This is a genomic window from Neobacillus sp. PS3-12, from assembly GCF_030915385.1.
GTDB lineage: Bacteria > Bacillota > Bacilli > Bacillales > Cytobacillaceae > JAEVLT01.
The window spans coordinates 1805269-1831676 of record NZ_CP133268.1; the positions used below are offsets into that span (position 1 = coordinate 1805269).

Consider the following 26408-nt stretch of genomic DNA (forward strand, 5'->3'; position numbering starts at 1 on the left):
CACGGGCACTAGTCGGGGCCTTTTGTTCCCTTGCTCTATTCATTTCCTCGAGCACGGGCACTAGTCGGGACCTCTTTGCCTAGATCCACAGAAGAATATACAATTATAAAAGAACGTCGCAAGGGGCCTCTCAGAGGCCCCTTATTCTTTGTTTAATACTTTTCCAGTTGAGAGCTTCAAATTTTTCATAATCCGAAGCAGTGGATGAAAGTCCTTGCCCACAAGGCCAACCTTTTCAGCCACATATTCAATGATAATCAGCAACACACCAATTAACATGAAGGAACCCCAAAACTTGGCTTGAGAATAAATCACAGCTGCCAGTCCGAAAAACATCGACATGGAATAGATCAGTAAAACGGTTTGCCGATGGGTGAATCCCAGACGCAGCATGCAATGATGCAGGTGGGACTTATCTGGAGCGGACAATGGCTGTCTGTTAATAATTCTTCTTAAAATGGCAAAAAAGGTATCGGAGATGGGAACTCCGAGAATAATGACCGGAACGATCAAGGAAATAAAGGTGACATTTTTATAACCCAATAAGGAGAGAACGGAAATCATAAATCCTAAAAACAATGCCCCTGTATCCCCCATGAAAATTTTTGCAGGATGGAAATTATAAATAAGGAATCCCAGTGTACTTGCTAACAGAATCAAACTGACGGCCACAACATATAAATTCCCAGTGAGATAAGCCATTCCGGCCATGGTAATTAATGCGATTGATGATACCCCGGCTGCGAGGCCATCTAAACCATCAATCAAATTAATGGCATTGGTGATGCCGACAATCCAAATAATAGTAAACGGAATACTTAAATAGCCAAAATCAATCCTGCCACCGAAGGGCAAATTGATAAAGTCCACTTGTAAATCCCCTAAAAAAACAACGACAACCGCTGCCGCTAACTGTCCTGCCAATTTAATTTTTGCTGACAGCTCAAAAATATCATCAAAAAAACCAATCAGGACAATTATCGCACCGCCAAGGATGATGGAAGAAGTATTAGCAGCGGGAGATGGCGGTTTCAGTATGTAAAAACCCAGCAAAAAGCTTATATAAATGGCTAAACCTCCTAAACGAGGCATTACAGACTGATGAACCTTTCGTTGATTGGGGCGATCCGTCGCACCTACGATAAATGCTATTTTTTTAACAATTGGTGTCATAACTATAGACGTGATAAAACATAATATCAAGGTAAGATAGATCATAGTAATCCTCCTTGATATTAGGTTATCCATAAAAAAAAGGAAAAAACATTAAAAAATAAAAAGCCCAAGAAACAAAATGTTTCTCAGGCTTATACCATTATCTATTCCTTATATTTACTGGTCTAATTCCCTTAAAGAAGTTTAACAATGGTTTATAATCTTCACGGACAAGGCCGATTTTTTCAACAATAATCTCGATGCAAATCAATAGGGTAAGGACAACGAAGATTGAACCCCAGATTGTTGCTAATGAGAAGATGAAAGCCGCTAATCCTAACAAAATACTCATCGCATAAATAACTAAAACCGTTTGGCGATGGGAGAATCCACTCCGCAATAAGCAGTGATGTAAATGTGACTTATCTGGAGCAGATAACGGCTGCTTATTAACCAAGCGGCGGATGATCGCAAAGAAAGTATCCGAAATCGGAACCCCTAAAATAATTACAGGAATAATCAGTGAGATGAAAGTTACATTTTTATATCCAAGTAATGCTAGTACTGAAATAATGTAGCCCAGAAACAAGGCTCCTGTATCACCCATAAAAATCTTAGCTGGGTGGAAATTATAGAATAGAAAACCGCTTGTGCTGACCGCTACAATTAAAGCGATGACGGAAACAACTACCTGCCCTGTGATAAAGGACATTCCAGCGATTGTAAACAATGCAATTGTTGATACACCAGCTGCTAAGCCATCAAGACCATCGATTAAATTGATTGCATTGGTAACACCGACAATCCAAAGCATGGTCATTGGAATACTTAAAATTCCGAAGTTTATTTGACCTCCAAATGGAAGGTTAATAAATTCAACTCGAATGTCTCCCAAAATAACGACAACCGCTGCTGCTGCAATTTGACCAAGAAGCTTAAGCTTTGGCGAAATCTCTTTCACATCGTCCAGCATTCCTGTCAAAATGATAATGACACTGCCGATTACAATCGGAAAATAGGCAGCATTTATAGGTTTATAGAGTAATGTTCCGATTATAAAACTAAGAAAAATCGCTAATCCGCCCAATCTCGGCATGATTCGCTGATGAACTTTTCGATAATTTGGTTTATCTGTTGCGCCAATTAAGAAAGCCAGTTTTTTAACTAAAGGTGTGAGCAGTATTGACGAAAAGAAACAGACCACTAGTGTAAAGTAAACCATAACGCCCTCCATTATTACGTATCCTGTCTTTTCTTGAACTTGGATTCATTTTAAATGCTGACTCTTAAACTGTTAAACTCTTAAACTTTGTACCCTAAAGGATTATAGCACAGCCAAAAAAATTATGGAACACTTTAGTCGTTTCGACAGCATCTTGTAACTTAAATTTAAACTTTCTAACTTAATATATACTTAAATTATAAGTTTGAAAAGTGAAAATTTTACATAATGCCCCAGTTTTATATGCATATTAGCATTTTTTTCATATATTCGACAACATCAAACCTGCTTTAACTATCCAAAATATCCGTAAGAGTTGCCATTTTATCCGCAAGATTCACCCGTTTATCCGTGAACTTTCCCCTGATATCCTTAACTAAAAAAGAGTCCGAACCCCTTTCATGGGGTTCAGACCCTTTATTTTGTCTCAGCAAGATATGCTGCTAATGCTTCTTTCCAATCACGCAATGGTGTAAAGCCAGCTTCTTCCATTTTTTGTTTACTTAAAACAGAATAAGCTGGGCGTTTTGCCGGACGTGGAAATTGATCTGTAGTTAACGGACTTACTTTTACTTGGCTCATTCCGGCTTGTTTGAAGACCTCAACAGCAAACTCATACCAAGAACATACGCCACCATTTGTCGCATGGTAGGTACCAAATTTGTCTGTTTTCATCAATTCAAGCATAAAGCTCGCTAAATCAACTGTATACGTTGGTGAACCAACTTGGTCATGGACAACGCCGACTTCGCCACGCTCTTCGCCAAGGCGGATCATTGTTTTAACAAAATTGTTGCCACCGATGCCAAATACCCATGCAGTCCGTACAATAAAGTACTTTTCCACATGTTTCTTTAAGAACTCTTCACCAGCAAATTTTGTTTCACCATACACGCCAAGCGGCTTAGTTGGTTGTTCAACCTCGTATGGCTCAGTAGCTGTGCCATCAAAAACATAATCCGTGCTGATATAAAGGATTTTTGCATCAACAGCTTTTGCTGCTTTTGCCATATTCTCCGTACCTACTGCATTAACTTGATAAGCAGTTTCGCGGTCAGCCTCTGCTGCATCAACATTTGTATAGGCAGCACAGTGAAGAATTACATCTGGTTTTACGTCACTGATAAACTTTAGTACATCCGCTTCGTTGGTAATATCTAAGTCATCACGGTCTGTCCCAAAAGCTTCATGGTTTTGCGCTTGTAATTGTTTCATTACATCTTGACCTAATTGGCCTTTTGCACCCGTTACAACTACTTTCATTCTTATTCGACCTCTAATCTATCACCATATTGTGATTTAAAGTAATCTTGATATTCCCCAGAAATAATTTTTTGCCACCATTCTTGATTGTTTAAATACCAATCAATTGTTTGTTTAATACCTGTTTCAAAAGTATATTTAGGCTGCCAGCCAAGCTCAGTGCGTAATTTTGTTGCATCAATCGCATAACGGCGGTCATGTCCTGGACGGTCTTTCACATACTTAATTAAGCTCTCAGGCTTACCTAATTGCTCAAGAATTGTTTTGACAATATGGATGTTTGTGCGCTCATTGTTTCCACCAACATTATACACTTCGCCGACACGGCCATTGTGAAGCACAAGGTCGATTGCCTGGCAGTGGTCTTCCACATGAAGCCAGTCGCGGATATTTAAACCGTCACCGTAAACTGGAAGCTCCTTATCATGCAAGGCGTTAATAATCATTAACGGGATCAGCTTCTCAGGGAAATGGAATGGACCATAGTTATTTGAGCAGCGAGTAATGTTAACTGGCAGCCCGAAAGTTTCGTGATAAGCGCGAACAAGTAAGTCTGCTCCTGCTTTACTTGCACTATATGGACTGTTCGCTGCTAAAGGTGTTGTTTCGCTAAAATAGCCAGTCTCACCAAGCGTACCGTATACTTCGTCAGTAGATACTTGGAGGTATTTTTTCACGCCAATTTCTTTTGCCGCATCTAAAAGAGCCAATGTTCCTTGAATATTTGTTTGGACAAAGATTTCAGGATTGGTAATACTGCGGTCAACATGGGATTCAGCCGCAAAGTTGATCACATAATCAAACTTTTCTTGCTCAAATAGGTTGTTCACAAATGAACGGTCAGCGATATCGCCTTTGACAAACTTATAATTTGGTTTGTCTTCAATGTCTTTTAAGTTTTCAAGATTTCCTGCGTATGTTAATAAGTCAAGATTAACGATTTGGTATTGCGGATATTTATTGACCATAAAACGGACAAAGTTACTGCCAATAAAACCTGCTCCGCCAGTGATTAATAATTTCATAAGGCCCTCCTATTTATCGTAAACAAAGTTAAGATGTGTTGCTTCTTCTAACGTTGGATGTTTCGTATCTTTTTCAGAAAGAATTGGACTTGTTGTTGGCCAATCAATTCCTAATTTAGGGTCATTCCAAAGAATGCCGCCATCATGTTCTGGTGAATAAAATTCATCTACTTTGTACGCAACTGTTGAATCTGGAACCAATGTACAGAAGCCATGGGCAAAGCCTTTTGGAACAAGCAATTGACGCTTGTTGTGCTCGCTCAAAATAACCCCGACCCACTCGCCATATGTAGGTGAACCCTTGCGGATATCAACAGCAACATCATAGATCGCACCAGTTAAGCAGCGTACAACCTTTGTTTGTGCCTTTGGATTTAACTGAAAGTGTAAGCCCCTTAAAGTGCCAACAGGAGCGGATAATGATTGATTATCCTGAACAAAATCATAGTGCAAACCTAATTTTTCAAATAACTCTTTGCTATAGCTTTCCATAAAATAACCGCGGTGGTCACCAAAAACCTTTGGCTCCAGGATTTTTACATCAGGTATTTTTGTATCGATAATATTCATTTTATGAACCTCACTTCGCTTGGTTGGCGATTTTCACTAAATATTCGCCATACTGGTTTTTCATTAATGGCTTTGCGAGCGTTAACAGCTGCTCTTTTGAGATATAGCCCATGTTGAAAGCAATTTCCTCAAGGCAGGCAATTTTTAACGATTGGCGTTTTTCTACCGTTTCAATGAATTGTGATGCTTCTAAAAGGCTGGCGTGTGTTCCAGTATCTAACCAAGCATATCCGCGGCCTAATAGTTCAACATTTAACTCGCCGTTTTCAAGGTAAATTTTGTTGATATCGGTAATTTCCAACTCGCCTCGTGGAGAAGGTTGAATGCTTTTGGCATACTCGACAACAAGATTATCATAAAAATACAAACCTGTTACGGCATAATTGGATTTTGGCACTTCCGGCTTTTCTTCAATGGATACCGCTTTGCCATTTTCATCAAATTCAACTACTCCGAAGCGTTCCGGATCATTGACGTAATAGCCGAAAACAGTAGCACCATTTTCACGTCCTGCCGCACTATTTAATCGGTTTGTTAATCCATGTCCATAGAAAATATTGTCACCAAGGACTAAAGCGACATTGTCATCTCCGATAAATTCCTCGCCCAGTATAAAGGCTTGTGCTAAACCGCCTGGATGCGGCTGAACTTTATAGGAGAAATTCATTCCTAAGTCAGAACCGTCTCCCAAGATTTGTTCAAACCTTGTTATATCCTCTGGTGTAGAAATGATTAAAATATCCTTAATCCCTGCAAGCATAAGCACGGATAGTGGATAATAAATCATTGGTTTATCATATACAGGCAATAATTGCTTTGAAACAACTTTAGTTAACGGATACAGACGTGTTCCACTGCCGCCTGCTAGAATAATTCCTTTCACGAAAGACATCTCCTCAAATATGGACTTTTTTATTTCAAGCAAACTCGCCGATTGGCCCCCTAAGGGCGAAGACAGTGGCGTAGCTGCATTTATGTAACATAATAAAGAATAAGTTTTCGGAAAAATTTACTCCTTATTATTTGCCAAAAAACGACATGTATTTCCTTCCCTATTATAATGACAAGGGGTTAAAAAGACAAACAAAGAAGGAATTTGTAAAAGAAATGTAATCAGTGTCTTCGATAACCGACAATAGCTGAAAGTGTTCTCATTCTCCCCTTTAATTGAGTGGATAAAGACCGTTTCTTCATTCCGGTTACATTGCCGCCGTGGCGGACATATTTTACCAATGGCTTATCGATGAAGGTGATTTTTTTCTTTCCCAACATACAAACCAAAGCAATCCACTGATCGTGCATTTCGATCGAGGCTGGGAATGGAAGAATATCTTCTTTCAACTCTTTTTTAAAGGCCATAAATGCACCCGTATAAGCGTTTTTTAAAATATTCCCAAAAATCCCTTGATTTATGTTGTTATGGTTGTAATCATTCCAAGATGGATTGATTATCTCCAGGTTACCATCGACAACGCGGGCATCATGGACAACCAGGACGGAATCCTGTTCCTTGAACGTGTTTATAACCGATTCAACTTTGTCATCTTCCCAAACATCATCCTGGTCACACAGAAAAAGGATATCTCCCTTTGCTAAAGATATCGCCTTTTCAAAGCTATGAATAACACCTAAGTTTCTTTCATTGACATAAACCTGTACTCGGGTGTCATATGTTTCTCGAATTACTTTTACCGTGTTGTCTTTCGACCCATCATCAACAACAATTATTTCATCATCGGGTCCGAGCTGTTTGAGGACCGAATCAAGCTGCCGAACAACAAACCGTTCTCCATTGTAGGTTGCCATACAAACAGATAACATTTTAAAACTCCTTTACATCGAAAAAAAACGGCGCAGCGTATAAAGTGCAATTTTCTTATTTTTAACTGTCAACACCTGTTTTAAAAAGCGCTTAGCCAGTTGGATTCGATAGGCTTTATATAAGTCCTGTTGATAATTCCTGAAATATTTAATTTCAGACTCCAAAATACTCTGATACCTTTTTAGTGAGACTCTGCTGTAATCCATTACCGATAGTTCGTGCTCCAACATTACGTCGAGCAACCGAACCTTATAACCATGATCGTAAATGACATGGAACAGCCAATGATCCAAATAGTCCAGTGGAAACTCCTCATTGAAACCGCCGATTTTATTTAAAAACTCTATGCGGATTAAGGCCCCTGAATTAATCGCCATCACTGGTCTCTCCTGAATTCCGGGAACTGGCTTATCACCCTGCAATGGCCTTAGTGTATGGCTATAGATCGGTGATATCATCTGATTTTCGCTATTGATCTTAGGAACAATCGCAGCGACACTACTGTCTTGCTCATCACAATTCATGACCGCTTCCGTATATTCAGAGGTAATCTCAGTATCATGATCTAGCAGCATCAGCCATTCGCTGCCATTTTCCCTGGCAGCCTCAAGTGCATAATTATATGCTGAAGCAATGCCAAGGTTCCTTGGATCATGTTTATAAGAGATTTGAACATTTTCATACTTTTTACTATCAAAATGTTGACTATTTGGGCTATTGTCATAAAGTATGACAGAAAGATCTTTTGTCATCTTTCCATTTAAAACACTCATCAACGTACTGAATGTACTTGAGTTTTGGGGTGCATTTTATATAACACTATTACTAATGTTGTTTTCATCATTAACAGCCTTTGGATTGATTTTTTTTACACTAAAAAGAGAAAATAAAATTGGATAAACTAACTGGAAGCTTAATCCAGTAAAAGCAAACATGTTACTAAAAGTGTTGAATACAAATATTGAGTTAAGGATGGCGACACCTACTACAAAATACTCACTGTTGATCCTTTTCAATAACAGAATATAGAAAAACGAAAACATGAAAGCAAATATTGCAAAAAACGAGATCCCGACCCAGCCCATAATCACATACGGCTGCGCAAATGCAGTAGAAACATTTAATTCAGGAGCAATTTGAAGCGGGTTCGGAACGGTAAAATCATATAGTTTCACAATTCGCTTACTAATAAAATCCGGTAATATTTGCGTGGTTGTAAACTTAAAAGAATCAGTTAATGAAATGTCCTTGTTCATCTCATACTTATCGATTGTTTCTTGCAAATTGGCTATTGGGGATGCAGCATATATATATGTCCAGAAAAACTCCTTTGGTATAAGAGATTCTTTAAAATCCTTAGTCGCCCCACCAATTTGCAGGAACATACTATTATCAAATCTAGATGTTTGAGTTTGGTATGTTTTATTTACACGCATGTTTCCGACCATACCAAAAAGGTATAAACCGATGATTGCTAAAACGAGGAGCCCGGCTATTTTTCGAATAGTAATTTTTGATTGATACTTAATTAAGTAGACAAAAACACAACTCATTAAAATAATAATCAACATACCCCTATTTAATATCAATAAAGATGGGACTAGATTAAGCACAAAAAGAATAATCAGCTTCTTTCTGTTCTCTTTTACAGAAAGAATTAATTGGAACAGGTAAATAGAAAAAAAGGAATTAAAGGTAACAAGGAAAACATGAAAAGTTGGGATCCCAAAATCGGTATAGCTCATGGTGGATTTGCTGAAAACAGCCAGGAGCGGGAAATTTCTAAAGTATAAAATCTCAATTCCATAACCAATTAAAATCGCATAGGTAATCCAATTGACATTATCTTTATATTCCACATTATTAAATGTGATTATTTTTCGTTTTGCAAAAGACCTTCCAATAAAAAGAGCAACTAGTATTGAACAGACTAAAAAAAGTAAAAGTGAAGAACCTAAAGGCGGAAACAAATTAGACCAGCCTAATAGGTAGGCAGCTAATACTCCAAGAAAAGAAAAGACATAAATATAATACGGATTTATCAAGCCACTCAAAAACTCCTTTCCTTTAAAGTCTCCACCAATAAATATACATTACTATCTAATGAAGACACAGTTTTAACGTTTGCTTATACTGTTGCTTTTTTACGTCCAAAAGAACCTAAAATGAAGGCCAATGCTAATCCAATTACTAACCCAATAATTACTCCCATTACAACATTTGCCTTTGTTCTAGAATGCAAAATAGCAGTTTCATGGCCAGCTTGGGCAGGTTCTACAACTTGTGCAGATTTAACACCTAAATAGTTTTTAATATCTCTTTGGAATACGTCTGCAGTTTTATTGGCAATTTTTGTTGCCCTCTTAGCATTCGCATCTGTTACCGTTATATTGATAATCTGTGAACCATTTTCGATTGTACCATTTACTTCTGTACCTAACTTACTTAAGGAATCTTTCAAACCTAATTCACTTTTTACTGATTTTAATATCGCAGGCGTACTGACAAGAGTTTGCGCTGTTGTTAGAAAACGATTGTAATCATCAGGCTGATTAATATTTAAGACTGTTTTATCAGTTTGTTTCTCAAGAAGCACTAAGGCTGTATTTTGATATGTTGGGGGTTGTCCATTGGAAGCTAAAAATTTTCCCGCCACGCCCCCGATGACTGTCACAAGGATAATTAACCATAAGTATTTTTTTATTACTAGCATAATATCTTTTATTAGCATTGACTCTTCCATTTCATGCCTCCGAATTGTTGTGATTAAATTGTTTATTACTAGCTAAAAAATATCAAATTAACTTTCTAATTTCAAATCACTATTTAAATTTCAATTATCCTTAAAATAACCTCCAGCCCCACTTATTAAAAAATTTATACATTGAGTGTACAAAAATTTTAAATAGCTTAGAATTTTTATGTGCACCTCTTTCATAGTAATGGATTACCTCTGAAAAAGGAGTATAGATGATTTTCATGTTCCTTTTTTCCATTTGCATGCAAAGGTCTGTATCTTCAAAATACATAAAATAACGGTCATCAAATCCGTTTAATTTTTTAAAAGTCTCTCCCCTAAACAGCATAAAGCAACCAGAGCCAATGCGGATTTGAACATCCCTGTCATCTGGAAGATCTCTGCACTCATACGAAGCAAGTCTTTTTGCAAACATTTTCTTCACAAATTGAAAAGGGACAAATCTTAGAGCATAATCGAAAACAGTAATCCGATTTCGCATTAAATGCTGTGTAGTGCCATCCGAGTTCAAGACCTTTGGAACCATGAGAGATATGCTGCTATCCTTTTCCATCTTTTCAACCATCGTCATAAGTGTTTCTTTTTTTAGAATAATATCAGGATTAAAAATCAAAAAATAATCCTCATCAGCATGTAAAAGATTATAGTTATGTCCAAAGCCGAAGCCATTATTTTCGTGGTAAAAAGTAATATCGGCAAAATCTTGATATTCCTTTAGTTGTTTTTGGTAATCTTCACTTGAATGGTTATCAAAAATAACAATACGAAAATGGCTGTCTTCGCCAAATTCGCTCTTCAAATTTTCCAGAACATCAAATATATGATTACTGTTGTATGTCACAATGCTTATAGCAATCTTCGCTTTTAAATCCATTCTCACACACTCTTCCATGTCATTTATTATCGAAATTAATACAAGCCTTCCTATTGCTGGAACAAAAATGTATTAGATCAGTTTTTCGACAATCCTAAACCTTGCTTTCATTTACAAAGACATATTATAGCATTATCCTGTCGCATTTTGTATAATTTATTTACCATTTATTCATTAATGGTTGAAATTATGACATATCGCAATTATACTTTTAAATATGCGCTGTTAGATTGTGCAGCCAAAAAACTTAAAAAGGATGGTTTTTAAGTGATTAGTAGATCCCAAAGACCAAGAAAGAGAAAAAGAAAACTCCGAGTATTTAGAGTTACTCTTCTTGCCATTTTCATATTACTAGTCGGTGCTGGTGTCTATTTTTACAATGTTTATAACGATGTTGTTAACGCTGTTGATAAAATGCATAAACCAATCTCACGTACAGTTTCCCAGAAACGCACAACGGAAGTTAAATTTTCCAAAAAGGATCCAATTACCATTCTTCTTGTTGGTGTAGATAAACGTAAAGGCGATTCTGGACGTACAGATTCAATGATTGTTGCAACAGTTAATCCTGAGAAAAAAACAACAACTCTTGTAAGTATCCCTCGAGATACAAAGACTAAGATTGTTTCAACAACTAATCCTAGTAAAAATAGAATTACAAAAATAAATGCTGCTTATGCATATGGCGGCATTGAAATGACGATTGATACGGTAGAAAATTTCTTGAATATTCCAATTGATTACTATGTTCAGGTAAATATGGAAGGATTCAAGGATATTGTCAATTCTGTTGGCGGTATTGATGTAAATAATCAGTATGCTTTTGAATTAGACGGTGTAACCCTTAAAAAAGGACCGCAGCATTTAAATGGCTTGCAGGCGCTTGAATATGCAAGGATGAGACACCAAGATCCACGCGGAGATTTCGGCCGTCAAGACAGACAGAAGGAAGTAATTACAAAGGTAATTCATAAAGGTGCATCCATTTCTACTCTAACAAACTATAATCATATTTTAACTGCTTTAGAAGATAATATTGAGACCAACCTAACAATGGATGATATAATCGGTGTTCAGTCGAATTATAAAGCAGCAGCTAAAACCATTAATAAAGTAGAAATTACAGGTGATGGCAAAAATACAAATTCTGGATGGTATTATTTTGTTTCTGATAAGACCCGCCAGCAGCTATCAAATCAGTTGCGCGTACAGCTTGGACTTAAACCTGGCACAGTTTCTAGAATAAATATTTACCAATAAAAAAACTCCAGCGCCATACCAATGACGCTGGGGTTTTTTTATAAGGAAAAATTCCTAATTTTCCTTTGTTTGTTTCCTTTTTAAAATAACAACGATGTAAATCAACAGTAAAAGCAGACTTCCGATTGATATTGCACACCCCGTTTTAAAACCTTCAGGCAAATAGGATAAAGCTATTGTGTGTTCTCCTTTGTCCAAGTTCACGCCGATAAATCCACCAAGCTTTTTAATTTGCTCATTTTTTCCATCCACTGAAATTTTCCATCCTTTATCGTATGGAATAGACAGGAATAATGAGCCTGAATGTGATACGTTAATATTCCCTTTAACGGTAGTCTCAGTCCAACTTTTTACATGAAGTGGTTCTTTGTTTAATACACCTATCCGTTGATTAAAACTCGAAATATCCAATCCGTAAAATAATTGTTGCGTCAATTGTGTATCTGGGACAGAAAATACAATTTTAACAGTTACCTTTTCATTGGAAAAAGCCCCAAGATCTAAAACCCGATCATTATGATAGGTAGGATATACTCCTAAAGATTTCCCATTAACAGATATAGTTGTTTCATTATATCCGGCAAATCCCTTTCCTGCCGAGAGCGACGTATACAATTGTTGTTTATTCTTGACATTAAGAACCATCTCAATAGATCCCTCTTGTTGTGGATCTATTTTTTTAATATATTGTATATTTCCTTGGTTAGTTACTGTTAAGTTTTTATATGAAATAGAGAGAGCTCTTATTTGTTGGAAGTAACTGTTATTTTGATTTACTGGACCTAATAATTGATTTTGGTTTTCAAAGGGATTATCATCATTCGTATTAAATTCAAACTGCTTCTGATTAACCATAAAGCCGATCGGTAACGAAAATTCGTTCTTATACAAACAAATACCATTCTCACACTTCTCCATTTTGTAACCATATTTACTTAAAGGTTCTTGTGTAATCAAATATTTAAAACCAAATAAGGCATCCGAAGTTAAAATACCTTGATTTTGCGCCAAAGAACGTGAACCTAAGGTTGTACTATATCCTATATTATTCATAAATTGATGAAGTACCCCATTCGACAAGGTATTAAAGTTGGTCATTCCTTTATAGCCATATCGGATTGAATCATTTGGAGTAAGACGAACCAGTGAATTGGTCCGATAAAATCCCTTATCAGCATTTTTTAGTTGATTTACAATTTTTTCAAATGACTGATTTTGTATGTTATATTGATCACGAGTAAAGCTGTAGCCAGTATAACTGTTAATCGTTCTAAGGTGAAGATAAGCATTTAATCCCAAATCCATACATGCAACAATTAACAGTAAAACTTGAAATAATGATTTTAGATTTGCTGAAACTGCTTTTCCATAAAGTAATAAACCAAAAACAGTTAATATAATGATATTAAGCAAAGCCTTATTCACTGACATCATATCAGGAGATAGCTTTGTCAGTAACATTAAAATAAAAACATTTGCTAAATATACCTTAAATAACGCTGAAATATTCTCCTTATCAAAGGTAAGGTAGCTCTTAAACGATAATAAAATTAGAATAAAGGAAACTACAAACGCAAATCGCTGATAATATCCTGTTGGAGGTGAAAATGCATGCCAGACTAAATTTAAACCGTTTATTTGCATACTTAATAGAAGAATAAAAGATAAAATAAAATAAATAACTTTTTCTCTGCTTTTTATTTTGTTATTCATAAAATAGATTGGAAACAAAAGCATTGCTAATAATCCACAATAAACATCTGGCAAATCAAAAAGATGGCCGCTGCCGTTATAAAATTTAGGCAATAGATCAAAAAAGCCGAACCCGAAATTTAACATATCACCCCATGTTACCGATGGACTCCCGTTACTTTTCAATAACAAAAATGTTGGTAACGTGATAAATGCAGAGATCCCACCTGCAATAATCGTAGACAACATAAATAATAAAAAGGATTTAATAAATTCTTTTATTGTTGTTGGTGTTGAAAAAATTCTGAGAAGATAATAAAGAAATGCGAACAGACCAACAATATAGGCCATATAGAAATTAGATACAAATAAAATGGATAAACTAATAATCAACAATAATGCCCTTTTCCTAAGGAGAAACTCGATTCCCAATAGGACAAGTGGTAGCATATAAACACTATCTAACCACATAATATTAAAAAAGTATCCGATAGAATAAGAAACCAGAGAATATAGTGTAGAAAAGATGAGAATTGTTAACTTATTGGTCTTAAATAGTTTCGAAAGATAAACATTCATCATTAGACCAGCTAACCCAATTTTAATTAGTGTCATTATGACAAATGCCTCAGGCAAATGAGACTTTTGAAAAAAGAGAACGACAATAGAAATAGGGCTTGATAGGTAATAAGCAAATGTTCCCCAAAAATTTAATCCCATTCCTTCTTCCCAGGTGTAAAGGAGACTTCCGTTTCCACCTTTTATCACATCATAAAAGTGATTATAGAATTGAATATATTGCGTATATTGATCTGCCATTAATAAAGATTGGTTCCCGAATGGATAAATCCTCCTTAATACAAGGACACCACCGAGTATAAAAAACGGCAGAAGAAAGGAAATAATTAAACCAGTAAATCGAGTTAAAGTCCTCTGCATCATTTACCCCCAAAAATATAAACCAAAGTATTTTAAACAAAATGTGAAAAGGGAGCCGACAAGTTCTTTCAGCATAAAATTTTTACATTATATTTATCTTTTTAAAACTGCGTGCCTTCCTTTAACTTTTTTAGCACTAGATGAAGATTGTTCCTTTATAATATAATTAGGCCTAGCCTTCACCTCAATGAAGATTCTGCCTATGTATTCTCCAATAATCCCAAGGAAAATAAGCTGAATCCCGCCAAAGAATAATATGATCGTCACTATTGAAGCATAGCCGCTAACAGCATTTCCAAAAAGTATTTTCTTAAAAATGGTATAAAACATAAATAGAAACGCAGAACTGGCGGTAAGGAAGCCAAAATAAGTCGCCCATCTTAATGGAGAAATAGTAAAAGACACTATACCATCTATAGCATATTGCACTAATTTCCAAAAACTCCAGCTGCTAGTACCTACAGCTCTTTCTACATTTTCAAATTCGATACATTTTGTCTTATATCCAACCCACATGAATAGACCCTTTGCAAAGCGATTTCGTTCTTTTATTCTTAAAAAGCTATCTACCGCTTTTCTGTCCATTAAACGATAATCCCTTGCTCCATCAACTATCTGTACATCGCTTATTGCATTAATTAATTTGTAAAACTGTTTTGCAAACCAGCTTCGGATGGGAGGTTCACCCGATCGTGTAGATCGCCTTGTGTATACAACATCAAATCCTTCAACAAACCAATCTTCTATCATTTGAGGCAACAAGTCAGGAGGATCCTGTAAATCAACATCCATTAATATAACCGCATCGCCTTGTGCGGCCTCAATACCCGCTAACATGGCTGACTCTTTACCAAAGTTCCTGCTAAAACTAATATATCTGACTTTCATTTCAAGCTTGCTTAACTCTTTTAATTTTTCCTCTGTTGCGTCTTTACTCCCATCGTTCACATAAATAAATTCATAATCAATATAATCTATCCCCTCTAGTATAGGCTGTACAGTAGAATAAAATAATTCGATTGATTTTTCTTCATTGTAACAAGGAACAACTATAGAAATTAATTTCAACTTTAAATCACCTTTCTAATTAAATTGTTCAAAATATACCTTCAGATTTTTATTTGTTCAAAAAGCTAGTCAGTTAATTATTTTACTATACATTAAATAGCCATTCAATTGACACAGCCATAAAAAAAGGAAATGCTCATCATAATGAGTCATTTCCTTTTTGGATTTTACAATGGTGGTGTCGGTTGACCAACTGGAATTGAAGTACCATAGCTTGATGGTACCGTTGATGTTGCTGGTAGAATATTGGTTTGACTATAATATGCATAATCTGTTGCATAATTATATGGTTTTATTTTTTCCATAATGCTTGCTATACCATTCGCCCAGTTCTGGTCAGATGCATAACGAACATTCATACCTTTTAAGGTAGAACCATTATAATATTTGCCAGTTGGGTCTAAATAATTTTTCCGCACAATGTATCCTTCATAATTGATACTGTCTACATCACTTGGAAAATAATAAGCCCCGTTAAATGGATTGGTATCATAGGCACCATATCCGAATAAATTGTGCTTATAGTTATAAATATCTGATTTTCCCCAGCCTGTTTCCCAAATTGCATGTGCTGCAAGGTACTGCGCATTCACACCATATGTTGCTTGCGCATTTATAAAGTACTGGACATCTTTTAAAAGAGGGCTCCCCGGATAATACTTATTAAAGAAATTAGTAAGATCGGCTGCCGTTATATTTGTCGGTTTTCTCAAATCAATAAGAGTATACGGATCCCCATTACTTACTAGAATCGTACTTGATAGTGTTGTAGATGTACCATTTGTACCGATTTCCTTTACAGACAAAACGTGTTGTCCATCTGGAAACTGCTGTGTATCAAAACTGAATTGATAACCTGAATTTGAATTTTGATATTGTGAAAAAGCAGTTGCTACATCTGTTCTTGTATTTCCATACTGAGCATTTCCAATGCTTTTTCCATCAACCAATACTTCAACTTTAGCTACGTCACTTCCATCCAAGAACCAGCCTTGGACGGTTGTAGTTCCTTTAATTGTAGTAAGATTCAAAGGAGCATCAATTGAACCAACTGAAGGTAAATTTTGTACATTCACATTTAAGTTGCCAAGTACTGTTGTAGTTCCATTATTCCCTGTCTCAACAACGGTTAAATTGTGTGTTCCATTCGTTAAAGTCCTTGCATCAACCTTATATTGATATCCGGAATTTCCATTTTGATATGCTGGGAAGACTGCCGCTACATCAGTACGAATAATACCAAGTTGCGCTTGTCCAGCACTTTTTCCATCTACAAAGACCTCGACTTTATTAACTCCGCTTCCATCTAAAGCCCAGCCTTGTACGTTGATTTCCCTTTTGATTACATTCCCATTTACTGGTGTATCAAGAGAGCCTTTGACTGGCAGGTTTTGAACATTTACAGTCTGATTGCCAATTACTGTAGTTAATCCGTTATTCCCTGTCTCCCTAACAGTTAGTGAGTGCTGACCATTAGGTAGGCTCTTGGTATCTAGTGTGTATTGATATCCTGAATCTCCATACTGATAATCCGGAAAAGCTTTTAGTACATCTGGGCGAGCAATTGCTAGTTGCGCTAATCCCACACTTTTCCCATCGACTAGAACTTCAATTTTAGATACTCCGCTTCCGTCTAGAGACCAGCCTCTTACTACAACTTGATCTTTAATCATGGAGCCATTTGTCGGACCATCAATAGAACCTATTGGTGATAGATTTTGAACATTTACGTTTTGAACTCCTATCACTGTGGTAATTCCGTTATTCCCTATTTCTCTAACAGTAAGAGAATGTTGACCATTGGTTAAACTTTTTGTATCAAGTGTATATTGATATCCGGAGTTTGTATCTTGGTACGTTGGAAAGACTCTTGCCACATCTGGACGAGCAATTCCAGTCTGTGTTGTTCCAACACTTCTTCCATCTACTAAAATCTCAATTTTGTTTACTCCACTTACGTCCAAAGCCCAACCTTGTACTGTAACTTGACCTTTAACAGTTGAGCCATTTGCAGGGAGATCAACGGAACCTATTGGTGATAAATTTTGAATATTCACCAATTGACTGTTTAATAGTGTCGTGCCTCCGTTATTACCCGTCTCTCTAACCGTCAGTGAATGTTGACCAACTGAGAAATTCCTTGTGTCAAGGGCATAATGAAATCCGAAATTTGGATCTTGATAATCTGGCAGAGCTTTTGCGACATCGGGACGAGGATCTCCAGGTTGCGCTAATCCCACGCTCTTCCCATCTACCAATACCTCTACTTTGTTTACTCCACTTAAATCCATGAACCATCCCTGCAACGTAAATACACCATTAATGGTAGAACCTGGAGTAGGGGAATCTATATATCCTCTTACCGGTAAATTTTGTACATTTACCATTTGATTGTTAAGGACAGTCGTTCCTCCGTCATTACCAGTTTCTTTAACAGTTAGTGCGTGCTGCCCACTGGTTAAACTTTTTGTATTAAGGGCATAATGGTAACCCGGAGTAGGATTTTGATAGCCAGGAAATGCATTTGCTACATCCGGGCGAGAATCATTAAGCTGTGCCAATCCCACACTTGTTCCATCGACCAAAATTTCAATCTTGGAAACACCGCTTGAGTCTACAAACCACCCTGAAACATTACTAATTCCGCTAATAGCAGAACCTCCAAGCGGATTATCAATATATCCTCTAGCAGGAAGGGTAGCTGCTGACACCCTACTAATATTAAAGATTAGTATAATAGTAAATAAGGTCACACAAAGTATTAAATTGTTAACTTTATGTCTAATGAAATTCACCTCCTAGGTCATTATTAAATTTATAATGTACCTAGACAAATATACCAAACAATATACTAGTAAACAATTGAATTTTGTTAGATACTTTTGTAAAATAAAGAATTTTTCTCTTCTTTTCCCAATAACATTTCCTTACCGATAAAAAACTAACCGGTTACTAGAAGTAACCGGTTAGTAAGGTTTGTTGAGAGGGTATTTTCAAAACTTATTAGCAAAGGTGGATCGACACTTTGACTAATCAGTTAGTTTTTTTATTTCATTGTTTTTTTTCTTAAAAAAGATGATTTGTAAAATGATTAGGACACAGCCAATCAATGATATGGCCGTTCCTATAGTTAATAAAGGCTGCTTATATTGAAGCTCTACAATATGGTTCCCTTTTGGGATAAGGGCACCTATAAATCCAATGTTTATTTGTTCTGTCTGAACTTCTTTTCCGTCTACTTTAAGTTTCCAACCTTTATCATATGGAATTGACAGAAACAACATTTGCTTCTTATTAACATTTATTGTGCCTTTAATATAACTGTTTTTAAAATCAACGATATTTAATTTATTCATTTTTAGCTTTTTAATTGAATTTTGATCGTTTACATTGCTAACAGGAACTATTCGCAAATTCCTTATCCTATAGACTCCTGGTGCATCTCCAGGATCAAAACGCAATTGATTTATATTTTTTACATCTATTTCGAAGGCAACCTTTTCCGAGTTACCCGTAACATTAAACCAATATGCATTCGTTTGATTATAGTCCCCGCTTCCACTTTTCCAATAAATCTGACCGCTTGTGTTGTTTGGCCCCTGTACCTCAAATTCCACTTTCCAGCCTTTTTCTGGTTTAGTTACAGGAACAATAATCCCCGGGTCCCCAACTTCGCTGGATATTTCAAAGTCATTATTCCCTTTTACGTTACGAATAGAACCATTATTAACCTTTAATGTTTTAATATTATACTTTAAGTTACTTTCACTTTTTGGTATTACGTATTTATTTAATGGGCTTTCATTCTTTACCACTGCAGCATTCAGCAGTACACCATCTTTTTCAAAAGGCATAAGTTGATTGAATTCTTTTTCTGTGACATAAGAATTATAGGTAAACCCAATTGGTAAGGCATCCGGATTTTCAAATAAGTGAACATCTCCAAAGTTCTTTTGTTTTTTATAATCTATCGGCACATTATTATCTTTACTTAAAACATATTTTACACCTGTTAAATCTCTTAAAACTGGCCGTTGATCATATCCACCGGCTAAATTATTGTCGTTTAATCTGGTATTTAATTCCTTTAAAAAGGTTAAGTAATTTGGATTATTTAATGAATTATACGATTTGACACCATTATAATTTTGAAATAATGAATCATTGAAAGAATAAGAAACGTAATTTTTATCTAAGCGATATAAACTGCTATCCTTATTTTTAATATAGTCTAGTGTCTCATTTGTATAATCATAATAACCCTCTTTAATTTTACTAACATTTGCAGGAACAGTATACCTATCATTTACTGTTTGATAATTAAAAGTAATTAATTCAACTGAAACAAGTGCAAGTAATATAAGCCAGGTAAAATAATTTTTTTTATGTAAAAACATCAAAGTGACGGAATACACAACTAAAAAGATGCCCACGATTAATGCCATTTTTTTTATAAAATGACTTTGTACATAAGCTGCAGGAATCATATTATGTAAAATCATCACTTTATCACAATAGTACCATCCAATTACGACAAATATAAAACTAATGAAGAGACCTGCATAGGATACTTTCTTCAATTGTGAAATAGAATGTAGTACACTAGCAATTGTTAATACATTTAAAAATTCAATAAGAAAGTTCCATCTATAGTTAAAAGACGAAAAGGCACTAAAAAAGGTTGAGAAGAATGGAAAAATCAAAATAATGAAGGATAATATGCTTGCTGAAATCAGCAATATTTTATTTTTCATACTCATCCTCATAAAGAATAATTGAGGAAAAGCCAAGATCCATAAAAGGCTGCTGCAAAGTAACGGTCCTTCATAATAATTGATAGAACCAAAATATTGCAGACCTACTCCAAGCGAATTGTTGGAAAACAGTCTTAAAAAGATGGAAACATATTCTTTATAGGTAGCTAAATAAAAGATATGTCCATTAAAAAGAGATCCGCTCGTACGAGGACTAGATAATATTAAATAGGCAACAGGCAAAAATACAATAGCTCCAGCTCCCAATCCAACGAAGTAAGATACAAAGAAGCGAGTGATTTTTCCTAACACTTTCTTAACATTAATTTTTGATTCAATCCATTGCAGGCGGAATAATACATAGAAAAAAATAAAGACACTAACCATAAACAAAAAATATGGTGAATTGATCGCCATAATGGCAATACTGATCGAAAATAAGTAAGGTCTTTTCCCCATTATCCATAACTCCAGTGTATAGATAATAAATGTGAAAAAAACAAGCATCGTAGCAAACCAATAATGCTGACCCCACAACATCATGTAGCCATTAAAAGCCCAGATTAAAGAAGAAATCACTGCTGGGAACTTTTTAATAGAAAATAAATATAAATATGCATAAAATATGATACCGGATATAAATATTTTAATTAATGATATGATCAGAATTCCATATGCCAAAGACTTAATAGGAAATAAAAGTAAGATAAGCATGAACGGATCAAATAAGAAGGCATAAAGTGCAAAGGTACTTGTGCCCAGTCCCATTTGAAAAGACCAACTTCCTAATGTTCCATTTCTGATGGAATCAAGAATATATTTATACATCGGCCAATACGATTGTCTTGTATCACCACCGATATCAAAAAATATATATAAACGTTTTTGAAGGATAAAGTCAAAAAACAGAAATCCGGCAATGATAAACATGAATAACAAAAGCACAAAGAAATATTTGTCTCTTACGAAAACTCTTTTTTTCACTTTACTTTACCCCATTTTCTTCTTTAAATGTCCATATTTTATTTAAAAAATAATTATAAAAAACATTAAAACACGTCACTATAATCTGTGCAAAAAGCTTTGATAAGTGAAACAGATCAACTAATATATATAGAATTGCTAGATTTAAAAGCAAGGATGTTAAATAAACTCCAAAAAACTTCAAACCCTTGTTAAGATTCATTTTATTTTTAAACACAAAAGAAGAACTTAAAAAATAGCCGTTTATTAATCCGGCTAAATAAGAGATTGTACTCGCTACTAAATAATTAACATTCAGCTTCAATAATAAAGCATAAACCAATAGGGAGATACCAGTGTTTGTTGCGCCAACCAAACAAAATTTAATAAACTGTCCATACTTTGTTATGGACAGTTTTAATTTATTCATTTATGAAATCCCACTTTCTCATCTATTATAAATACCGGTCGTTTTCTTGCTTCATCCATATTTCTCCATAAATATTCACCGATAATCCCCATCATTATCATTTGAATTCCTGCAATAAACAAAAATAATACCATTAAAGATGTCCATCCCTGGACGTTAACCCCAATTATTAATTTATTAATAATTAGAACAATGCCTGTTAAAAAAGATAGTAAAGATATAATGACTCCCAAGAGGGACATAAAACGGATGGGTACATATGAAAAAGCCAAAAATGAATCTATAAATAATTTAATTTTTTTAGCTAAGGTCCATCTAGATTTTCCAATTTCTCTTTCTTTTCGAATATAATAGATCTTTTCAGTTTTAAATCCACACCAAAGAATTTGACCCATTAGTGTAGTATTTTTTTCTTCAATACTTGTTAATATTGTTATCACTTTTCGGTCGATTAAAAAACAATCAAAACCGCCTTCTGGCATATTCGGTAAAGCATAACGTTTCATCATTTTATAGTATGTATTAGAAAAAAGTTTTTGTGTAAATGATTCTTCTCTATCCTCTCTAACGGCGAGAACAACCTTATTACCGCTTTTCCACTTTTCAAACATCCTATTAATAATTTCCGGCGGATCTTGCAAATCCGCTGAAATTACAGTTGCACAATCTCCAGTAGCATACGTCAAGCCTGCCAATATCGCAGTATGAGAGCCAAAGTTTCTTGATAATTTGATAACTTTTACACTAGAATCTTGGCTTTGAAGCTTTAATAACTCACCATATGAGTTATCTCCAGATCCGTCATCAACAAAAATTAATTCATGTTCATATGCAGGATTGGAGAAAATTTCCTCATTCAATTTATCAAAAAGAAAGGGGATATTTTGTTCATTATAATATACCGGTATAATTATCGATAACTTTGACACTAATATCACCTTTCACTAATTATTCTCTGGTTATTAACTTCTTTTAAAAATTGATCATAGCTATCTATATATTCTGATTTGTCATAAAGCTCGCTTGATAATACCAATAAGATGGAGTCACTTGAAAAGTCAAACATTTCTTTCCAAACCAATTTATCTAGATATATTCCTGTGTGAGGCTTATCCAAGCAAATGACTTCACTATGTTCTCCATCATCGACCAAAACCTTACAAGTTCCATTAAGATTGATTAAAACAAATTGTGAAAATCTATTTGCATGTTGTCCGCGAGCAACATCACCCTTTGTGCCATACAAATAAAATATCCTTTTTAAATCAAAGGGAATATTCTTTAACTGCTCCACTACTACTAATTGACCACGATCATCACCCAATTGAGGAAATTCAAGCATTCTATATTTTTTCATTAACGTGACCCTCCTTAAAAATTGCATACCAGCTTAAATCATTTAACTGCTGATGCGCAAATACATGTTTTTTAAATACGCCCTCTTTTACAAATCCACTCTTTTCATAAAACCTTATCGCCCTTTTATTATTAGTAAGGACATTTAAGTAGACTTTTTCTAACATTAACTCGAAAAACGCTTTCGAAAGAAGCAACTTTGTTGCTTCCAAAGCGGCACCCGTACCAATAGCCGTTCGGCGCAATGCAATAGCGTACTCTCCATTTCGGCTATCCAAATCAATATTCTTTAAGCTGATTGTTCCAAGATATTCATCTTTTTCTGAAGCAATCGCAAAATGATAATTGACATCATCATGATGAGAATTATTTATAAACAACTCAACTTTCTGTCTTGTCATATTAGAGGCATCAAAGCGAAAATTCTTCATTAGCTCAGAATCATGCATCCATTCCAACATTCCTTCTGCATCTTTTAACTGCAGTTTCCTTAAATGAACCATTCCAACGCATCCTTACTTAAAGTTGTTCAGTACCTCAATTACATAGTCTTGTTCTTCCTCAGTCATCCCATTGTACAAAGGAAGACTTAAAATGCTATTTGAGTATTCCTCCGTAATAGGAAAATCATTTTCTTTAAAACCTAAATATTGATACGCTTCTGATAAATGTGGAGGAATTGGATAATGAATCACTGTTCCAATTCCGTTTAACGTTAAATATTCCTGTAATCGGTCTCTTTCTTGAGAACAGATTACAAATAGGTGCCAAACTGAACTTGCATGTTCTCTTACCATTGGTAAGCTAATTTTATTATTTTTAACAAGGTCTAAATATCGATGAGCCAGTTTCTCTCTTTCTTGATTAAGTTCATCAATATGTTGGAGCTTTACTCTCAATAACCCTGCCTGTAATTCATCTAAACGAGAGTTAAAGCCAACAACCATATTATGATATCTTTTTTCACTTCCATAGTTTCTTAAAACTTTAACCATTTGCGCTAACTTTACATCATTGGTTGTAATAGCCCCGCCATCACCAAAACCACCGAGGTTTTTACTTGGATAAAAACTAAAACATGCAATATCTGAGAATGAACCAGATAATGTTCCTTTATAAACAGATCCATGTGATTGTGCGCAATCTTCAACTATTTTTAAATTATGCTGCTTAGCGATTAGCTGAATTTTTTCCATATCAGCCGTTTGTCCATATAAATGAACCACTAAGATAGCTTTAGTTTTCTCTGTAATCTTTTCTTCAATTTTACTCGGGTCAATATTATAAAACTCATCAGGTTCTACAAAAACGGGCCTAGCTCCATTAATTGTTATACCCATAACGCATGCAATATAAGCGTTTGCTTGTACGATTACTTCGTCTCCCTCTCCTATACCAAGGGCACGAAATGCAATAATTAAAGCATCCAGACCGCTCGCAAGTCCCACTGAAAACTCCGTTCCAATATAACTGGCAAATTCCTTTTCAAAAAGAGTTACTTCTTCCCCAAGTATGTACCAACCTTTTCTTAAAACTTTTAACGCCTTATCTTCATATTCACTTTGATACATCCGATATTGCCGATCTAAAACATTAAAATTTATTTGCATATTTTTCCCTCTTTGAATAGTTTTTCAAAATGATTTGCAAAAATACCAAGGAATTCCTCTAAAATGTTAATACAATCATGTAATTAAAGAACATTTATATGTTCATCCCAGTGGTAACCAATTAAAAAATAAGAAACAAGTGAATTATTTCAAACCTACCTAAAAAAATCAAGTTGGCATTTAAGAAAAGAAATTTATTGATACACTAAATTTCCAAAGATATTTATCTTCTTACTAGTTGTTTAACCGTTTGTAATGTTGCTTTAATTTCCTTTCTTTGGATAAGCAAATACAATCCGTAGGCAGCAAGGTAAAGGACCAGTCCAAACCAGGAAGTCACAAACCAGCCAGCAAGAATAAAAATGACCGTCATAGCAAGCTCAAGGAATGTATCCTTAAATACAGAAACGTGGAGAAACTTGGATAAAAACACTTCCGCAAGCGCACTTCGGAAGGCCAAAAGAATAACAATAGACACAATTGCTAAGGATAAACTCTTAAAAACCATTGTGAAAAGGAGTGTAAGAATAAGGCTTAATGCCACTGATGCTAAATTAAAAACAAGCATTAGTTTTTCTTTCCTTAACGTCTTTAAGTAGGTATTAATTAAAAGGGCCATCTTTCCTTCATATATACACATTGGAAAAAGGAGGGCCATATACATTAAGCTTTGACTGTATTTAGGTAGCCATGCAGGTAGGATCACTTCCAATGGATAATAAACGATCAGCAGTCCCAGCAAAGGAACCATTAAAGTAATCCTCATCGTTGTATATAATTCGGGCAGCTTGTCCTCACTCGTCCTTCTTAACACAGGAAACATGACAATTCCAACCGCATCGATAAAAACCATCATGAGACTGGATACACTCATGACAAGTGATACCTTGCCAAAAGTCGAAACATCCCAGGAACGTTCTATACCAAAACGAACAATTCCAATAATTAACATGCTAGCAATGTTCGCAAACATTAGCTTTATGCCTGCATTGATGTTCTTAGCAGTTTCTCCTACATTAAAAGTGAAAGTAGATATTTTATTAAAAACAATATCTCTGCAGCAATACATTGCATACACGAAAGCAATAAATTTTGCAATCAAATCCGTAACAATCAATAACTTAAATTGCCTTATTCCGATTAATAGGCAAAGCAAGATTAAAACGCAATAGATCACTCTTTCCATCATAGTAATTTGAGCGTACTCTTTGATCCGATTTGTGCTCTGCAGAATATAAACCAACATCAGTCTCACATTGACAATCAACATACACAATGCAGTCATTTCAAGGATAAATAACCGATTGGCATCTGCGGTAAAAATCATTGAAATACCAATGATGATTGCCCCTATTACAATTTGAGAGAGCATTAACATCCAAAACTGTGAAAAAAATAGTTCCTTATTTAATTCCTTATATTCTTTTCCACCGTATCTAAGATAGATTCCGTCATTCCAGCCAAAGTGTAAAAAACCTACATAAAACGAATAAAAAAGATATAACTGCCAATATCCGTAATCTTCAACACCTATCAACTTTGGAACGATAAAAACTAATACCGTTGAAATGATCAATGATATTAGATTCGATGATAAGGTGTATGAAAAGTTTTTTATAAAAGTAAATGCCTTATTATTCAACACTC

22 protein-coding genes are annotated in these 26408 nt (G+C 35.1%); 1 reads left to right on the plus strand and 21 read right to left on the minus strand.

Annotation, left to right across the window (positions count from 1 at the left end):
• Window positions 1-141: 141 nt before the first annotated feature.
• The 11 genes from RCG17_RS09325 to RCG17_RS09375 form a co-directional block, all read right to left on the minus strand.
• On the minus strand, window positions 142-1218 hold the full coding sequence (locus RCG17_RS09325; protein WP_308174896.1) for a glycosyltransferase family 4 protein: 1077 nt from the start codon (window positions 1216-1218) through the stop codon (window positions 142-144).
• A 97-nt stretch (window positions 1219-1315) separates the two neighbouring features.
• Complete coding sequence (locus tag RCG17_RS09330) at window positions 1316-2377, minus strand: glycosyltransferase family 4 protein (RefSeq protein WP_308174897.1); 1062 nt, start codon at window positions 2375-2377, stop codon at window positions 1316-1318.
• Window positions 2378-2794: 417 nt separating this feature from the next.
• A complete protein-coding gene (gene rfbD / locus RCG17_RS09335) occupies window positions 2795-3640 on the minus strand; it encodes a dTDP-4-dehydrorhamnose reductase (protein WP_308174898.1) in 846 nt (281 codons plus the stop codon).
• Window positions 3641-3642: 2 nt separating this feature from the next.
• Window positions 3643-4665 carry a dTDP-glucose 4,6-dehydratase gene (gene rfbB, locus RCG17_RS09340; protein WP_308174899.1) on the minus strand — a complete coding sequence of 341 codons (1023 nt, stop codon included), beginning with the start codon at window positions 4663-4665 and terminating at the stop codon, window positions 3643-3645.
• A gap of 9 nt (window positions 4666-4674) precedes the next feature.
• Window positions 4675-5235, minus strand: a complete 561-nt coding sequence (gene rfbC / locus RCG17_RS09345; protein ID WP_308174900.1) for a dTDP-4-dehydrorhamnose 3,5-epimerase — start codon at window positions 5233-5235, stop codon at window positions 4675-4677.
• A 10-nt stretch (window positions 5236-5245) separates the two neighbouring features.
• The gene (rfbA, locus tag RCG17_RS09350) at window positions 5246-6118 is read right to left on the minus strand and encodes a glucose-1-phosphate thymidylyltransferase RfbA (protein ID WP_308174901.1); all 873 of its coding nucleotides are present in this window, start codon (window positions 6116-6118) and stop codon (window positions 5246-5248) included.
• Between the two features lie 230 nt (window positions 6119-6348).
• Entirely contained in the window at window positions 6349-7056 is a 708-nt protein-coding gene (locus tag RCG17_RS09355; RefSeq protein WP_308174902.1) for a glycosyltransferase family 2 protein, read from the minus strand.
• Between the two features lie 12 nt (window positions 7057-7068).
• The gene (locus RCG17_RS09360) at window positions 7069-7830 is read right to left on the minus strand and encodes a glycosyltransferase (RefSeq protein WP_308174903.1); all 762 of its coding nucleotides are present in this window, start codon (window positions 7828-7830) and stop codon (window positions 7069-7071) included.
• Between the two features lie 36 nt (window positions 7831-7866).
• Complete coding sequence (locus RCG17_RS09365) at window positions 7867-9111, minus strand: O-antigen polymerase (RefSeq protein ID WP_308174904.1); 1245 nt, start codon at window positions 9109-9111, stop codon at window positions 7867-7869.
• Window positions 9112-9185: 74 nt separating this feature from the next.
• Window positions 9186-9800 (minus strand): YveK family protein, encoded by a 615-nt coding sequence (locus tag RCG17_RS09370; RefSeq protein WP_308174905.1) that lies wholly within the window; start codon window positions 9798-9800, stop codon window positions 9186-9188.
• Window positions 9801-9900: 100 nt separating this feature from the next.
• Window positions 9901-10689, minus strand: coding sequence for a glycosyltransferase family 2 protein (locus RCG17_RS09375; protein ID WP_308174906.1), 789 nt, complete (start codon window positions 10687-10689; stop codon window positions 9901-9903).
• A gap of 267 nt (window positions 10690-10956) precedes the next feature.
• On the opposite strand from RCG17_RS09375, the gene RCG17_RS09380 reads away from it, so the two are divergent.
• Window positions 10957-11949, plus strand: a complete 993-nt coding sequence (locus RCG17_RS09380) for an LCP family glycopolymer transferase (protein ID WP_308174907.1) — start codon at window positions 10957-10959, stop codon at window positions 11947-11949.
• Window positions 11950-12003: 54 nt separating this feature from the next.
• On the opposite strand, the gene RCG17_RS09385 is transcribed toward RCG17_RS09380, so the two are convergent.
• The 10 genes from RCG17_RS09385 to RCG17_RS09430 all read right to left on the minus strand — a co-directional run bounded on the left by RCG17_RS09385 (window position 12004) and on the right by RCG17_RS09430 (window position 26403).
• Window positions 12004-14580 (minus strand): YfhO family protein, encoded by a 2577-nt coding sequence (locus RCG17_RS09385; protein WP_308174908.1) that lies wholly within the window; start codon window positions 14578-14580, stop codon window positions 12004-12006.
• A gap of 93 nt (window positions 14581-14673) precedes the next feature.
• Complete coding sequence (locus RCG17_RS09390) at window positions 14674-15648, minus strand: glycosyltransferase family 2 protein (protein ID WP_308174909.1); 975 nt, start codon at window positions 15646-15648, stop codon at window positions 14674-14676.
• A 167-nt stretch (window positions 15649-15815) separates the two neighbouring features.
• Window positions 15816-18359 (minus strand): Ig-like domain-containing protein, encoded by a 2544-nt coding sequence (locus RCG17_RS09395; RefSeq protein WP_308174910.1) that lies wholly within the window; start codon window positions 18357-18359, stop codon window positions 15816-15818.
• Between the two features lie 318 nt (window positions 18360-18677).
• The gene (locus tag RCG17_RS09400) at window positions 18678-21386 is read right to left on the minus strand and encodes a YfhO family protein (protein ID WP_308174911.1); all 2709 of its coding nucleotides are present in this window, start codon (window positions 21384-21386) and stop codon (window positions 18678-18680) included.
• A gap of 1 nt (window position 21387) precedes the next feature.
• Complete coding sequence (locus RCG17_RS09405) at window positions 21388-21795, minus strand: GtrA family protein (protein ID WP_308174912.1); 408 nt, start codon at window positions 21793-21795, stop codon at window positions 21388-21390.
• A complete protein-coding gene (locus RCG17_RS09410; protein ID WP_308174913.1) occupies window positions 21792-22724 on the minus strand; it encodes a glycosyltransferase family 2 protein in 933 nt (310 codons plus the stop codon). Before RCG17_RS09410 ends, RCG17_RS09405 begins: the two co-directional genes overlap by 4 nt.
• A gap of 5 nt (window positions 22725-22729) precedes the next feature.
• Window positions 22730-23152 carry a sugar 3,4-ketoisomerase gene (locus RCG17_RS09415; RefSeq protein ID WP_308174914.1) on the minus strand — a complete coding sequence of 141 codons (423 nt, stop codon included), beginning with the start codon at window positions 23150-23152 and terminating at the stop codon, window positions 22730-22732.
• On the minus strand, window positions 23139-23654 hold the full coding sequence (locus tag RCG17_RS09420; RefSeq protein WP_308174915.1) for a GNAT family N-acetyltransferase: 516 nt from the start codon (window positions 23652-23654) through the stop codon (window positions 23139-23141). The genes RCG17_RS09415 and RCG17_RS09420 overlap by 14 nt, the downstream gene beginning before the upstream one ends.
• A 12-nt stretch (window positions 23655-23666) precedes the next feature.
• Window positions 23667-24761, minus strand: coding sequence for a DegT/DnrJ/EryC1/StrS family aminotransferase (locus RCG17_RS09425; protein ID WP_308174916.1), 1095 nt, complete (start codon window positions 24759-24761; stop codon window positions 23667-23669).
• A gap of 223 nt (window positions 24762-24984) precedes the next feature.
• Entirely contained in the window at window positions 24985-26403 is a 1419-nt protein-coding gene (locus tag RCG17_RS09430; protein WP_374120910.1) for a lipopolysaccharide biosynthesis protein, read from the minus strand.
• Window positions 26404-26408: the final 5 nt, after the last annotated feature.